Origin of the sequence: Metabacillus niabensis (genome assembly GCF_902829255.1) — a bacterium.
Taxonomy (GTDB): domain Bacteria; phylum Bacillota; class Bacilli; order Bacillales; family Bacillaceae; genus Metabacillus; species Metabacillus niabensis.
The window spans coordinates 28,955-43,097 of sequence record NZ_CADEPK010000012.1 but is presented as its reverse complement, the minus strand read 5'-3'; the positions used below and the strand labels follow the sequence as shown (position 1 = coordinate 43,097).

Here is a 14,143-nt window from a genome sequence, read left to right as displayed (position 1 = left end):
ACTACTTTAAGCAGTTCCGTTTTTCATATCTCAACTTATTTTTTTAAGTTATAGAAAGTTTTGATGCCATCATATTTTGCAGAATCAGCCAATTGATCTTCGATGCGAAGAAGTTGGTTGTATTTTGCAACACGGTCTGTACGTGATGGAGCACCAGTTTTGATTTGACCAGCGTTTGTTGCTACAGCGATGTCAGCGATTGTGCTGTCTTCAGTTTCACCAGAGCGGTGAGAGATAACTGCTGTGTAGCCAGCGCGTTTTGCCATTTCGATTGCATCGAAAGTTTCAGTAAGTGTACCGATTTGGTTCACTTTGATTAGGATTGAATTACCAATTCCTTTTTCGATACCTTCAGAAAGTTTCTTAGTGTTTGTAACGAATAAGTCGTCACCAACAAGTTGAACCTTTCCACCAATACGTTCAGTTAATAATTTATGACCTTCCCAGTCGTTTTCATCTAAACCGTCTTCGATAGAGATGATTGGGTATTTGTTCGCCATTTCTTCATACCAGTCAACCATTTCAGCAGATGTTTTAACAACACCTTCACCTGAAAGATGGTATTTACCGTCTTCTTTGTTATAGAACTCAGAAGATGCAGCATCCATTGCAAGCATAACTTGTTCGCCTGGCTTGTAACCAGCTTTTTCGATTGCTTCGATGATTGTTTGGAAAGCTTCTTCGTTTGATCCTAGGTTAGGAGCGAAACCACCTTCATCACCTACAGCAGTGTTAAGACCTTTTTCTTTAAGAACTGATTTTAAAGTATGGAAAATTTCTGCTCCCATACGTAGTGCTTCACGGAAGTTTTCAGCACCAACAGGCATGATCATGAATTCTTGGATATCAACGTTGTTATCCGCATGCTCTCCACCGTTTACGATGTTCATCATTGGAACTGGTAGAGTTTTTGAGTTGAATCCACCAAGGTATTGATATAAAGGAACTTGTAGGTAATCTGCAGCTGCACGAGCACATGCGATTGAAACACCAAGAATTGCGTTTGCACCTAATTTTCCTTTGTTTTCTGTACCGTCAAGCTCGATTAAAGCTTGGTCAATTGCGTTTTGTTCTGTTACTTCGAAACCGATTAATTCTGGAGCGATTAATTCGTTAACGTTTTTAACAGCAGTTAAAACACCTTTTCCTAAATAACGGCTTTTGTCACCGTCACGAAGCTCAACTGCTTCATATTCACCAGTTGATGCACCAGATGGTACTAATGCGCGACCAAATGCGCCTGATTCAGTGTGTACTTCAACTTCAACTGTTGGGTTACCGCGAGAGTCTAATACTTCACGAGCATATACGTCTACAATGTATGGCATATTGTTTAATCTCCTTTTTTATTATAAATTTTTGTTTTTTCTGCATTCGGCGGCCGACCGTTTGCTTTGTTTCAATTACTTTTTAATAAGTGATGTTCCAGTCATTTCAACTGGTTTTTCAACATTTAGTAAATCTAGCATTGTTGGTGCTAAATCTCCTAAAATTCCGCCGTCACGAAGGGTAACGCCCTCTTCTGTTACGATGACAGGAACAGGGTTTGTTGTATGAGCTGTCATTGGCTCACCTTCTAATGTGACAACTTCATCAGAGTTACCATGGTCAGCTGTAATAATGGCTTTACCGCCTTTCGCAAGTATCGCATCTACAACCTTTCCAAGGCATTCATCAACTGTTTCGATTGCTTTAATCGTTGGCTCGAGCATTCCCGAGTGTCCAACCATATCTGGATTAGCAAAGTTTAGAAGGATTGCATCAAACTTGTCTGAAGCAATTGCTTCAAGTAACGCGTCCGTTACTTCATAAGCGCTCATTTCAGGCTTCAAGTCATAAGTTGCAACCTTTGGTGAATCGATAAGGATTCGCTCTTCACCAGGGAATTTTTCTTCACGTCCACCACTCATGAAGAATGTAACGTGAGGATACTTTTCCGTTTCCGCAATACGAAGTTGAGTTAAGTTATTTTGTGATAATACCTCACCAATTGTATTATCTAAGTTTGTTGGCTTAAACGCAACATATCCGTTTACTGTTTCACTAAAATGTGTAAGACAAACGAAATGCAAATGTTTTGGATGTTTTTCACCACGGTCAAATGAACGGAAATCTTCATTTGTAAACGTGTTTGAAATTTGAATTGCTCTATCAGGACGGAAATTATAGAAAATAACCGCATCGTTATCACTGATTGTAGCAACTGGTGATCCGTCTTCTTTTGTAATAACAGAAGGAAGAACGAATTCATCGTAGATACCGTTGTTATAAGAGTCTTCCACACATTCCAGTGCTGTTTTGTATGAAGGACCTTCACCGTATACCATTGCACGGTATGACTTTTCTACACGATCCCAGCGCTTATCACGGTCCATAGAGTAATAACGGCCTGATAATGTCGCAATTTCACCGACACCATATTCTTTGATTTTTTCTTGAAGCTCATTCAAATAAATTTTCGCAGTTTTTGGACCTACATCACGGCCATCAAGGAAGCCATGGATATAGACATTTTCTACACCCTCTTTTGCAGCAAGGCGAAGAAGGGCATATAAATGATGAATATGACTATGTACTCCACCATCTGATAGTAAGCCAAAAATATGAAGGTTTGTCCCATTTTGCTTCACATGGTTAATAGCAGCTGTGAACGTTTCATTCTTTTCGAATTCACCTTCACGGATTGCCACGTTTACACGAGTTAAGCTTTGATAGACAACGCGTCCTGCTCCAATATTTAAATGACCTACTTCTGAGTTCCCCATTTGACCTTCTGGAAGTCCTACCGCTTCACCAGATGCTGTTAATTGTGCATGTGGATATTGATTCCAATAACGGTCAAAGTTAGGTTTTTTCGCTTGTGCAACAGCGTTACCTTTCACTTCGTCACGACAAGCAAATCCATCAAGGATAATTAATGCTACAGGTGATTTACTCATTGTTACTAGCCTCCAAAAGCTGAAGGAAGGATTGTGCTTCTAAGCTTGCGCCACCAACTAATGCACCATCGATATCAGATTGTGCCATATATTCTTTGATGTTTTCAGGTTTTACACTTCCACCGTATTGAATACGAACAGCCTCAGCAACATCACTTGAAAATTGTTCAGCAACAACTTTACGGATGTGTGCACAAACTTCATTCGCATCTTCAGCTGATGAAGATTTTCCAGTTCCAATTGCCCAAATTGGTTCATAAGCGATAACAGTTTGCTTCACTTGGTCATCAGATAACCCTTGAAGTGCTTTTTTCACTTGGTCACCAACTAGCTCATTTGTTTTACCTGCTTCGCGCTCTTCAAGCGTTTCACCACAGCAAACAATTGGAGTTAATCCGTGTTTAAATGCAGCTAATGTCTTTTTGTTTACAGTTTCATCTGTTTCAGCAAACATTTCGCGACGCTCAGAGTGTCCTAAAATAACATAGCTAACATCTAAATCCTTTAATGCTACTGGACTGATTTCTCCAGTAAATGCACCACTTTCCTCGAAATGCATGTTTTGTGCACCGATTTTTAGGTCACTGCCTTTCACTTGTTGTACAAGGCTTTCTAAAAATAGTGCAGGCGCACATACAACAGAGTCAACATGATCTGCGTTTGGTACTAGACCTTTTACTTCTTCAACAAAGCTTTTCGCTTCAGAAGCAACTTTGTTCATTTTCCAGTTACCAGCAATAATTGGTTTTCTCATGTTTACACCTTCCTTTTCATATGAAATTGCAGAATGAGAATAAGATGTCGCGACTAATCTTACTTTTCCTTTCCTGCAATTTCATCATAACATAATTATCTTATTTATCGTTTAATGCAACGACACCTGGAAGCTCTTTTCCTTCCATGAACTCAAGAGAAGCTCCACCACCAGTAGAAATATGGCTCATCTTATCTGCTAAACCAAATTTTTCTACAGCAGCAGCTGAATCTCCTCCTCCAATGACAGAGTATGTACCTTCTGCCTCAGCAAGCGCTTCTGCAACAGCTTTTGTACCATTTGCAAATGCATCAAGTTCAAATACACCCATTGGTCCGTTCCAAATAACTAATTTTGATTTTTTAATAACATCTGCGTAAATTTCGCGAGTTTTTGGACCTGCATCAAGACCTTCCCAATCATTTGGAATGCTATCTACTGGAACAACTTTGATGTTTGCATCGTTTGAGAAATCATCCGCAACAACAACATCAACTGGCATATAGAAATTAACGCCTTTTTCCTTCGCTTGTTCAAGGAATGATTTAGCTAAATCAATTTTATCTTCTTCAAGAAGTGATTTACCAACATCATGTCCAAGAGATTTGATGAACGTATATGCTAGTCCACCACCAATGATTAAGTTATCAACTTTATCAAGAAGGTTTTGGATAACACCGATTTTGTCTTTTACTTTCGCTCCACCGATAATTGCAGTGAATGGACGTTCTGGATTTGAAAGAGCCTTTCCTAATACTTCAAGCTCTTTTTCCATTAAGAAGCCTGCAACAGCTGGAATATGCTTTGCAATTCCTTCAGTTGAAGCATGTGCACGGTGTGCAGCACCAAATGCATCATTTACATAAATATCAGCTAAATCAGCAAATGCTTTTGCAAGCTCAGGATCGTTCTTTTCTTCACCTGGATAGAAACGAACGTTTTCTAATAGAAGAATGCCACCCTCTTCAAGCTTAGCAATCTCAGCCTTAACAGTGTCGCCATATGCTTCATCTGTTTTCACAACGTTTTTACCTGAAAGAGCTTGTAGTTTTTCAGCAACTGCATTTAAGCGCAATTCTTCAACAACTTCACCTTTCGGACGTCCTAAATGGCTAGCTAAAACAACCTTTGCACCTTGCTCTGTAAGGTACTCAATTGTTGGTAAAGCTGCACGAATACGTGTATCATCTGTCACTTGTCCATCCTTCATCGGTACGTTAAAATCAACGCGACAAAAGACGACTTTTCCTTTTACATCAATGTCTTTCACTGATTTTTTATTCATGAAAAGCCCTCCATTTTATCAATGCTCTAAAAGCGCCTTTTTCTTCGTAGACTTGCCTAAGCAGCTAGACACCTTCACATGTTCTTTTTTCCTTTAGTTCGAAACAAAACAAGGAAAGGGGATGGTCCCCTTTCCCCATTTTCTTACTTATTTATAAGAATTAAAGTCCTTTTGAAGCGATGTAAGCAGCTAAGTCAACTACACGGTTAGAGTAACCAGTTTCGTTATCGTACCAAGAGATAACTTTAACCATTTTACCTTCCATAACCATTGTTGATAAAGCATCGATTGTAGAAGAGTTTGTGTTACCGTTGTAGTCACCAGATACTAGTGGCTCTTCGCTGTAACCAAGAACTCCTTGTAAATCGCCTTCTGCTGCTTCTTTAAGAGCTGCGTTTACTTCTTCAACAGTTACTTCTTTGTCTAACTCAGCAACTAAGTCAACTAAAGAAACGTTTGGAGTTGGAACACGAACTGCTCCACCATTTAATTTACCTTTTAATTCAGGTAATACTAGAGATACCGCTTTAGCAGCACCAGTTGAAGTTGGAATCATGTTTTCAGCTGCTGCACGAGCACGACGGTAGTCTTTATGTGGTAAATCTAAGATTTGTTGGTCATTTGTGTATGAGTGAATAGTAGTCATCATACCACGGTTGATACCGAATTTATCGTTTAATACTTTAGCAAATGGAGCTAAGCAGTTAGTAGTACAAGATGCATTAGAAATTACATCGTGGCTAGCTGCATCGTATTTATCTTCGTTAACACCCATAACGATTGTGATATCTTCGTCACTTGCTGGTGCAGAGATGATAACTTTTTTAGCGCCTGCTTCTAAGTGTTTTGCAGCGTCAGCACGTTTTGTGAAGAATCCAGTAGATTCAACAACGATTTCAACGCCTTGTGCACCCCATGATAATTTCGCTGGGTCACGCTCAGCAGAAACTGTGATTGTTTTTCCGTCAACAACTAGGTTGTTTCCGTCAACAGAAACCTCTGCATCTAATTTTCCGTGTACAGAATCATATTTTAAAAGATGAGCTAACATGTTAGCATCTGTTAAGTCGTTAACTGCAACAACCTCAACGTTAGGATTTTTTAAAGCTGCACGGAATACATTACGACCAATACGACCAAAACCATTAATACCAACTTTTACTGCCATGTTTAATTTCCTCCTTTAAATTTGTTCAAACATATATTTACATTTGAACGCTTTATTACTTAGTGTGTTCATTTTTCTGGAAAAATTACATAAGAAATGAACGTTTATAATTAGGGATGATTAATCCCTTATTAACGCGTTTGCTGCACCTTCATCTGTAATAAGGACAGATGCTAATGCTTGTTTCATATAGGCTTTAATTGCTTTTGCCTTTGAAGCTCCTCCTGCTACTGCAATAACATTTGGCATCTCTTCAATGTCGTCTAGCTGGATCCCTACTGTTTGAACTTTATGTACGATTTTTCCCTCTTGGTCAAAGTAATAGCCAAATGCTTCAGCAACTGCATTGCCCGCTTCAATTTTACGAAAATCCTTCTCAGGAGTTCTGCGACGTTCCGCCATTGTTTTAGCGTCTCCTATTCCATGAATAACCATACTTGAGGATTTCATCATCGTTAAAAGCTCTTTAATTGAGGGCTCCTCAATAATTGATTGATAAGCTTCCATACTAAGCTGATCAGGTACATGCAGGAGCCTATAATTCCCGCTAGCACGCTCGGCCATCTTAGCACAGATTGTGTTTGCTTGATTTTCCACTGTCTCACCTAATCCACCACGCGCCGGAACAAAGAGAATTTCACGATTTTTACTATCTGGAGTCATCATTTCGGCTACTGCAGCAAGGGTTGTGCCTCCAGTAACAGCGATAATATTATCACTGCTTAATCGCTTTTTAATGCATGAAACACACGCTCTTCCCATATCCTTTTTGACCCATGGAGAATGATCACTATCTCCAGAAACAACAATGACCTTTTCTAGCTTAAACTTTTCTTTAAGTGTTGATTCAAGAACCGTTAAACCTAAAACATCCTTCATCATTTCCTCGAGAGACTTTAATAGTGATTTCCCGTCCTTTGTTAAGCTCATCCCAGAGACTTGAATATCAATTAATTTTTGATCCTTCAAAAATTGAACTTCATTTCTAAGAATTCGTTCGCTTAAACCGAGACTTGTAGAGAGACTTCTGCGTCCAATCGGCTGCATCAATCGAATGTATTGTAAAATTTGATAGCGTTTTTGCATAACCTCCAAAAGATCAGGCAATAATTTTTTTTGTACTTCTATTAATGATATCATTATTTGCTATCCCTTTCTGAGTCGACATGGACTTAATTGGTCCCGCTATGACTTATTATGTCCCGCCTGCTCAAAAAAAAATCTCCCCTGCTACATCTTTATTTTAACAGGGTAAAAATGCATATTCAAGGAATGTTTGACGAGTTTATGAAAGTAAACGCTTTCTTATTAAATCTTTTTCTAAAATCCCATATGATGCGATTTCATTGTCGATTTTTACGACAGGAATCATAATTTGATAAAGCTCTAAAAGCTCATCATCTTTATAAATATCGACAACTTCATAGTCAAAAGGAATTTCCTTTTGAAGCTCCTTTACTAAAGCAAGTCCCTTCTCACATAAAGAACAGTTTTCTTTCGAATAGAAGATCACTTTTTTCATAGGTTCTTTTCCACATCCCTTTCTTGTCTTCAACTAAATTGTCTTCGGATTGCTGCTGAAGGAATTCGCAATAGTTCACGATATTTTGTAACAGTTCTTCTTGAAATCACAATCCCATACCTGTCTTTTAGCTCATTAGCGATGCTTTGATCTGAGTATGGTCGTCGCTTATCCTCCTCATCAATGAGCTCCTTTAGCCTTTCTTTAACAGAAGCTGTCGAGATTTCACTATTTACAAGCTTCCCAGAAAAAAAGGATTTCATTGGCACCAATCCGTATGGTGTTCGAATATATTTATCTTTAACAGCTCGGCTAACGGTTGACTCATGAATGTTGAGGATTTCCGCTACTTCCTTTAATTTTAACGGCTTTAAGAATAATTTTCCATTCAGAAAATAATCTGCTTGTTTATCAAGGATGACCTCCATTACATTCATCATTGTCTCTTTTCTGTGCTGTAATGCGTTTAGCAGCCACCTTGCTTCTATACGTTTTTCTTTAATATAGTCTTCTATATCTTTATCTTTACATTTATTTAAGAACGGATTAAGCGTTAGTTGTGGAAGCAGTTCATCATGAAAAATAAGCTGTAAATGGCCATGATGTTTATTAACTGTAAAATCAGGTGTTATATAAGAGGATAGATTGGATTCGAAGGAAGCCCCTGGTCTTGGGTTTAGCGTTTGAATAAGTAGGGAGATTTCTTGAATTATATGAATCGGCTCGTTTAATTTTGCTGATAAGCTTCTCCATGATTTTTCGGCAAAGCAATGAAAATGATGGAAAATGACGGTTTCAGCTAATTCGTTACGTGGTGATAACCTCTTAAGCTGAAGTAGAATACACTCTTGTAAAGTACGTGCCCCAACTCCAGGAGGATCTAACGATTGCAGCAATTCGAGACTTTTTTCAAGAGCAGCTTGTTCTATTTTATTTTCTTCGGCAAGTAATTCTATATCAACAACTAGATAGCCATTTTGATCAAGATTTTCAATAAGATATTCGACATCTGCTCTTTTAGATAATGGATAATCGATTAATTGCTCACGTAAATAGTCTTTTAAGCTGTTTCTTTCCACTATCGTATTTTCAAACGTTTGCATATTTTTCGGTAACCTTTCAATCGTTCTAATCGGCACATCTAATAGTTCAAGGACTGGGTTTTCTAACGAAAGCTCTTGTACATATTCATAAAGCTCGACGGTTGAATATTGTAATAACGTAATTGCCTGCTGCAGTTCCTTTGTCATTTTCACTGACAAGATCGGCACTTGCTTATTTTCCATTTTCATCATTTTAGCCCCTCCTTTTTTTCAGTTTATCAACGATTTCTCAAAAGGTTCCACCTGCTTATTGAATAAAAAAGCTGGAGAAATTTCTTTTATTATATGAATATGTTGAGTTGAAAAGGAGATACCGAACGAAGATGAATTTGTTTTACATGCTAAAGGGTATTGTTAAGCTTCCGTGATGCTCCTGCCTAGAGAAGCATGTCAAAGGGAGCTCCTACTTAATGTGGAGCCCGGACGCCAGAGGAAAGCGAACGCCACATAAGGAAACAAACAAGCAAAATTTAACACTCTTACATAAAAAAATAGCAAGAGCTGAGATGTCTCAACCCTTGCTATTTTGACGCGCTCGGAGGGATTCGAACCCCCGGCAGACGTGGTACCGGAAACCACCGCTCTATCCAACTGAGCTACGAGCGCATATTAAATTAGTCAGCCAAATTATTATACGACATATTAGGTCCAAATTTCAATAGTAGAATTTGGATTCATTTAACTTCCCCCGAGTAACCAAAATTTTTTGGTCAATCAGGGGGCTATTATCATTCTGAACGGGATGGCTTTGATGCTTGAAAAAAGCGAATAAAATAGGCTAGCCCTATTAACATGAAACCATCTCTAACAGGATATAAAATATCTTGTAAGATTTCAGTAATTCGAATTGGAGCCGGACTTTCTCCCTCTGGTACATATTGTGTTTTGTTTAAATCCATTGTTGTATCAATATTACAGATTGCTCCGACAATGATAACAACCCACCCCACAATAATGAGGATTTTTGTAATGTTTCTTTCCATTTCGTTTCTCCTTTATGTATGATGAAAATTATGGAAGTAAAATTCCATTTTTCATCTTAACATACAAATGAAGTTTTCTGTTTGAAAAAACAAAAAAATGGCAAATATAATCACATGTTCTGTTTTTTACTACATATATTTATTGAGTAGCTATCTTTTCAAACGTTTTTATGCTTTTCGTTTGACCTTTATTGACCTTAGTTGTATGATGGAAATACATAGGAATAAACACTTGAAAGTACTTAGCGTACAATCTTTCTGATAATGAAGGAGGAATATTTAAATGAATTTAATCCCTACAGTTATTGAGCAAACAAATCGTGGTGAGCGTGCATATGACATTTATTCACGTCTACTAAAGGACCGCATCATTATGCTAGGCAGCGGTATCGATGACAATGTTGCTAACTCAATTGTATCTCAATTACTATTCTTAGAAGCAGAAGATCCAGAAAAGGATATTTCTATTTACATTAACAGCCCTGGTGGTTCAATTACAGCAGGTATGGCGATTTATGACACTATTCAATATATTAAACCAAGCGTGTCCACAATTTGTATTGGAATGGCTGCATCAATGGGTGCTTTCTTACTTGCTGCAGGTGAAAAAGGAAAACGTTATGCATTACCTAATAGTGAAGTAATGATTCATCAACCATTAGGTGGCGCACAAGGTCAAGCAACTGAAATTGAAATTGCCGCAAAACGCATTCTTTTCTTACGTGATAAGTTAAACAATATTTTATCTGAACGTACTGGTCAGCCTCTAGAAGTTATCGAGCGTGATACAGAGCGTGATAATTTCATGACTGCTGAGCGTGCCTTAGAATATGGTTTAATTGACAAAGTTTTAACTCGTAATGAATTAAACAATAAATAATTTAGCAAAAGGTTGTCTCATAACGGTTTTGACCGTTTTAGACAACCTTTTTTATTTTTCGATCAAATAAATAAGCACACCGTTATATACGATGTGCCCTTTTTATACATATTATCCTTCTTGTTGTACAAACTTCACTAATGCTTCGACTGCTTCTTGCTCATCATTACCTTCTGCAATCAGCGTAATAACAGCGTCTTTGCTAATCGCTAAGCTCATTAAGCCCATTATACTTTTTGCATTTACTTTTTTTCCATCTTTTTCTAAAAATATGTCTGATGCAAAGCGATTTGCCTCTTGAACAAATAATGCAGCAGGACGTGCTTGTAAACCTGATTTAAGGTGAACCTCTACTTGTTTTTCAACCATAGCTATCTCCTCTTTTCATCTATTTATTTAGCACTGTTAACTTGTTTGCCCATTTCCACACAAGGTGTTCATCTCTCGCTTGTAAGGTCTAGGGAACGAATTGGCGTATTTCACCTTTTCGTTTCCCGTGACACATTTATTTATCTAGAAGTCTCACACCATACGCTACATTCAGCAACATTCAACAATAAGCTGTTTTATAAACTTTTTACTTCAATGATACTGGTTGACCCAATCGTAGCTGCTCAGCAATTTGGTCTAGTTTTCGTAATCGATGATTAATCCCCGATTTACTAATAGTACCACTCGAGACCATTTCTCCAAGTTCTTTAAGCGTTACATCTTGGTATTCGACACGAAGCTTGGCAATTTCACGAAGCTTATCTGGCAACGAATCAATCCCAATTTGCTCATCAATATATCGAATGTTTTCAACTTGGCGCAAAGCTGCACCAATCGTTTTATTTAAATTTGCAGTTTCACAATTTACTAATCGATTGACTGAATTTCTCATATCACGAACAATTCTAACGTCCTCAAAACGCAATAACGCTTGATGTGCACCGATAATATTTAAAAACTCAGTAATCTTTTCTGCTTCCTTTAAGTAGGTAATGAATCCTTTCTTTCTTTCCAATGTCTTACTGTTTAAATCAAAGGTATTCATTAACTCACATAACGAATCATTATGTTCTTTATATAGAGAGAAAATTTCAAGATGGTAGGAAGATGTTTCCGGGTTGTTAACAGAGCCACCTGCTAGAAAAGCTCCCCTAATATAAGAACGTTTGCAACATTTCTTTTTTACTAATGAACTAGAAATATTTCTTACAATCGAAAAGCCTTCTTCTAAAATATTTAAATCCTCTAATATTTCTTTTGCGTCTTCCACTAAACGAACAATATAAACATTGTTCTTTTTTAATCTCATTTTTTTTCGCACTAGCAATTCAACAGATACATGATATTGCTTTTTAATTAATGTATAAATTCGCCTTGCTATCGCTGCATTTTCTGTTTGAATATCTACCATAATCACTCGGTTTGAAAAGGAGAGTGATCCATTCATACGGATGAGTGCAGATAGTTCAGCCTTTATACAGCAAGGCTTAAGTTCTAGGTTTGTTAGTTCTTTTTTTGTTTCAGATGCAAATGACAACCTCTGCACCCCCCATTCTTACCACATTTATTACGATAATTCCTGCTGAAGGATTCCATATAATAGCTTAGCCACTTTATTCGTATCATGTCTAATGACACTATTGTCATAGCAGACAATATTATCTGTAATGACTTCGAGCCCTAGCCTTTTCAGCGCCTCAATATCATAGTGAACAGGCTTGGCAAGCTCTTCCTCATATAATAATTTAATATGATCCGGAATTTCCTCTTCATTAACAAGAATTGTATTAATAAATGTGCATTTCATATGATCATATAATGCTTTCACATGGTCACTTGCTGAGAAATTCAACGTTTCCCCAGCCTGTGTCATAACATTACAAATGTAAACCTTTTTTGCTTTTGCCTTACAAACCTCTTCTCCAATTTTCGGAACAAGTAGATTCGGTAATATACTTGTATATAAACTACCTGGTCCGATAACAATTAAATCGGCTTTACGGATGACCTCAATTGTTTCTGGAAGTGGTTCAATATTTTGTGGAGAAAGAAAAACTCGTTTTATTTTCTTACCAGAGAAGGGTATTTTTGATTCTCCTGAGACAATTGTACCATCTTCCATTTCTGCATTTAAGATAACGCTCATGTTTGCAGCAGGTAAAACCTTACCACGAACATTTAAAACTGTGCTCATTTCTTTTATTGCATGGACAAAATCACCGGTAATCGTCGTCATTGCTGCTAAAATTAAATTCCCTAATGAATGTCCTGTCAAGTTATTGCCTTTATTGAAGCGATGTTGAAAGAGCTCTTCAACGAGTGGCTCAACATCTGACAAAGCTGCTAACACATTGCGAATATCACCTGGAGGAGGAATATTTAATTCATCGCGGAGTCTGCCAGAACTCCCGCCATCATCAGCAACAGTGACGATAGCCGTTATATCGACAGGGAACTGCTTTAATCCTCTTAATAGTACAGATAAGCCAGTTCCACCGCCTATAATAACAACCTTTGGCAATTGTTCAGTTCCCATTTTTTAATGATTCTTTCGCTTCTCAATATCCCTGTGGGAAACTTGAGTATGATATTCCTGTTTAAAATGGTTCGCAATGTATTCTGCTAATGTAACTGAGCGATGCTGTCCTCCCGTACATCCAATCGCAATCACAATTTGACTTTTTCCTTCTCGCTTGTAATAAGGCAGCATAAAGGTAAGCAAATCGATTAGTTTTTCTAAAAACTTTTGCGTCTCACTCCATTTTAGCACATAAGACGATACTTCCTCTTGTAAACCAGTTAATGGTCTCATGCTGTCAATATAATGCGGATTCGGTAGGAATCGTACATCAAACATTAAATCAGCATCAATTGGTACACCATACTTAAAGCCAAACGATGTGACATTTACTGTAAAAGTATGCTCCACACTTGAAGAGAACTGCTTGAGAATTTTTTCTCTTAATTCCCGAGGCTTTAAGCTCGATGTATCATAAATAAGCTGTGCTCTTCCTTTAAGCTCCTCTAAAAGCTCGCGTTCAAGACCGATCCCCTCAAGCGGCAGTCCTTTCGAAGCTAACGGATGAGAACGTCTTGTTTCCTTATATCTTGTCACAAGTGTTGCATCATTAGCATCAAGGAACAGAATTTGCGGGGTTAACCAAGTGCTTTCAGATAAATCATCAAGCGCTTGGAAAAGGGAGTCAAAAAACTCACGACCGCGCAAATCCATGACAAGAGCAACCTTGTTCATTTTTGAGCCTGACTCCTTCATCAATTCTAAAAATTTTGGAAGAAGCGTTGGAGGTAAATTGTCGACGCAAAAATACCCTAAGTCTTCAAAGCTTTGAATTGCTACCGTCTTACCTGCTCCTGACATTCCTGTAATAATAACCATTTGTATTTCTTGTGGTGTTGTAGACTGTTCGATATTTGTTTCATTAGACATGTCTAGTTCCTCCTTTCTACTCGTAACCACTCATCTGAATGAGAATGTTTTAGTGTCCGATTCTAATTCC

General features: G+C 37.8%; 14 protein-coding genes and 1 tRNA gene. 1 reads left to right on the top strand and 14 read right to left on the bottom strand.

All coding sequences use genetic code 11. The features are described 5' to 3' along the window. Positions 1-35: 35 nt before the first annotated feature. The 10 genes from eno to HU235_RS02835 form a co-directional block, all read right to left on the bottom strand. On the bottom strand, positions 36-1,328 hold the full coding sequence (gene eno / locus HU235_RS02880; protein ID WP_095297188.1) for a phosphopyruvate hydratase: 1,293 nt from the start codon (positions 1,326-1,328) through the stop codon (positions 36-38). Between the two features lie 75 nt (positions 1,329-1,403). Continuing rightward, the gene (gene gpmI / locus HU235_RS02875; protein WP_145582091.1) at positions 1,404-2,939 is read right to left on the bottom strand and encodes a 2,3-bisphosphoglycerate-independent phosphoglycerate mutase; all 1,536 of its coding nucleotides are present in this window, start codon (positions 2,937-2,939) and stop codon (positions 1,404-1,406) included. Then, complete coding sequence (gene tpiA / locus HU235_RS02870; RefSeq protein ID WP_095297184.1) at positions 2,932-3,693, bottom strand: triose-phosphate isomerase; 762 nt, start codon at positions 3,691-3,693, stop codon at positions 2,932-2,934. Before tpiA ends, gpmI begins: the two co-directional genes overlap by 8 nt. A gap of 100 nt (positions 3,694-3,793) precedes the next feature. Next, positions 3,794-4,978 carry a phosphoglycerate kinase gene (locus tag HU235_RS02865; protein WP_174879281.1) on the bottom strand — a complete coding sequence of 395 codons (1,185 nt, stop codon included), beginning with the start codon at positions 4,976-4,978 and terminating at the stop codon, positions 3,794-3,796. Positions 4,979-5,138: 160 nt separating this feature from the next. Next, entirely contained in the window at positions 5,139-6,146 is a 1,008-nt protein-coding gene (gene gap / locus HU235_RS02860) for a type I glyceraldehyde-3-phosphate dehydrogenase (protein WP_095297180.1), read from the bottom strand. Between the two features lie 120 nt (positions 6,147-6,266). Beyond that, entirely contained in the window at positions 6,267-7,286 is a 1,020-nt protein-coding gene (locus HU235_RS02855; protein ID WP_095297177.1) for a sugar-binding transcriptional regulator, read from the bottom strand. Positions 7,287-7,431: 145 nt separating this feature from the next. Continuing rightward, on the bottom strand, positions 7,432-7,668 hold the full coding sequence (locus HU235_RS02850; protein ID WP_095297281.1) for a glutaredoxin family protein: 237 nt from the start codon (positions 7,666-7,668) through the stop codon (positions 7,432-7,434). Between the two features lie 29 nt (positions 7,669-7,697). Further along, entirely contained in the window at positions 7,698-8,963 is a 1,266-nt protein-coding gene (gene rpoN / locus HU235_RS02845; protein ID WP_174879280.1) for an RNA polymerase factor sigma-54, read from the bottom strand. A 338-nt stretch (positions 8,964-9,301) separates the two neighbouring features. Then, a tRNA-Arg gene (locus HU235_RS02840) sits at positions 9,302-9,377 on the bottom strand. Between the two features lie 122 nt (positions 9,378-9,499). Then, positions 9,500-9,754, bottom strand: a complete 255-nt coding sequence (locus HU235_RS02835) for a hypothetical protein (protein WP_095297173.1) — start codon at positions 9,752-9,754, stop codon at positions 9,500-9,502. A 283-nt stretch (positions 9,755-10,037) separates the two neighbouring features. On the opposite strand from HU235_RS02835, the gene clpP reads away from it, so the two are divergent. After that, the gene (clpP, locus tag HU235_RS02830; protein ID WP_095297171.1) at positions 10,038-10,634 is read left to right on the top strand and encodes an ATP-dependent Clp endopeptidase proteolytic subunit ClpP; all 597 of its coding nucleotides are present in this window, start codon (positions 10,038-10,040) and stop codon (positions 10,632-10,634) included. Between the two features lie 111 nt (positions 10,635-10,745). On the opposite strand, the gene HU235_RS02825 is transcribed toward clpP, so the two are convergent. From HU235_RS02825 to rapZ, 4 genes are all read right to left on the bottom strand, one after another. Beyond that, positions 10,746-11,003, bottom strand: a complete 258-nt coding sequence (locus tag HU235_RS02825; protein WP_095297169.1) for an HPr family phosphocarrier protein — start codon at positions 11,001-11,003, stop codon at positions 10,746-10,748. A gap of 208 nt (positions 11,004-11,211) precedes the next feature. Further along, positions 11,212-12,162 (bottom strand): DNA-binding protein WhiA, encoded by a 951-nt coding sequence (whiA, locus tag HU235_RS02820; protein ID WP_095297167.1) that lies wholly within the window; start codon positions 12,160-12,162, stop codon positions 11,212-11,214. Between the two features lie 30 nt (positions 12,163-12,192). Next, positions 12,193-13,161: a gluconeogenesis factor YvcK family protein gene (locus HU235_RS02815; protein ID WP_174879279.1), complete on the bottom strand. Its 969-nt coding sequence runs from the start codon at positions 13,159-13,161 to the stop codon at positions 12,193-12,195. Between the two features lie 3 nt (positions 13,162-13,164). Beyond that, positions 13,165-14,073: an RNase adapter RapZ gene (gene rapZ, locus HU235_RS02810; protein WP_095297163.1), complete on the bottom strand. Its 909-nt coding sequence runs from the start codon at positions 14,071-14,073 to the stop codon at positions 13,165-13,167. Positions 14,074-14,143 lie beyond the last annotated feature (70 nt).

Coding starts and splice junctions, on each gene's coding strand:
- eno (WP_095297188.1), bottom strand. CDS start 1,328: ATGCCATACATTGTAGACGTATATGCTCGTGAAGTATTAGACTCTCGC.
- gpmI (WP_145582091.1), bottom strand. CDS start 2,939: ATGAGTAAATCACCTGTAGCATTAATTATCCTTGATGGATTTGCTTGT.
- tpiA (WP_095297184.1), bottom strand. CDS start 3,693: ATGAGAAAACCAATTATTGCTGGTAACTGGAAAATGAACAAAGTTGCT.
- HU235_RS02865 (WP_174879281.1), bottom strand. CDS start 4,978: ATGAATAAAAAATCAGTGAAAGACATTGATGTAAAAGGAAAAGTCGTC.
- gap (WP_095297180.1), bottom strand. CDS start 6,146: ATGGCAGTAAAAGTTGGTATTAATGGTTTTGGTCGTATTGGTCGTAAT.
- HU235_RS02855 (WP_095297177.1), bottom strand. CDS start 7,286: ATGATATCATTAATAGAAGTACAAAAAAAATTATTGCCTGATCTTTTG.
- HU235_RS02850 (WP_095297281.1), bottom strand. CDS start 7,668: ATGAAAAAAGTGATCTTCTATTCGAAAGAAAACTGTTCTTTATGTGAG.
- rpoN (WP_174879280.1), bottom strand. CDS start 8,963: ATGATGAAAATGGAAAATAAGCAAGTGCCGATCTTGTCAGTGAAAATG.
- HU235_RS02835 (WP_095297173.1), bottom strand. CDS start 9,754: ATGGAAAGAAACATTACAAAAATCCTCATTATTGTGGGGTGGGTTGTT.
- clpP (WP_095297171.1), top strand. CDS start 10,038: ATGAATTTAATCCCTACAGTTATTGAGCAAACAAATCGTGGTGAGCGT.
- HU235_RS02825 (WP_095297169.1), bottom strand. CDS start 11,003: ATGGTTGAAAAACAAGTAGAGGTTCACCTTAAATCAGGTTTACAAGCA.
- HU235_RS02815 (WP_174879279.1), bottom strand. CDS start 13,161: ATGGGAACTGAACAATTGCCAAAGGTTGTTATTATAGGCGGTGGAACT.
- rapZ (WP_095297163.1), bottom strand. CDS start 14,073: ATGTCTAATGAAACAAATATCGAACAGTCTACAACACCACAAGAAATA.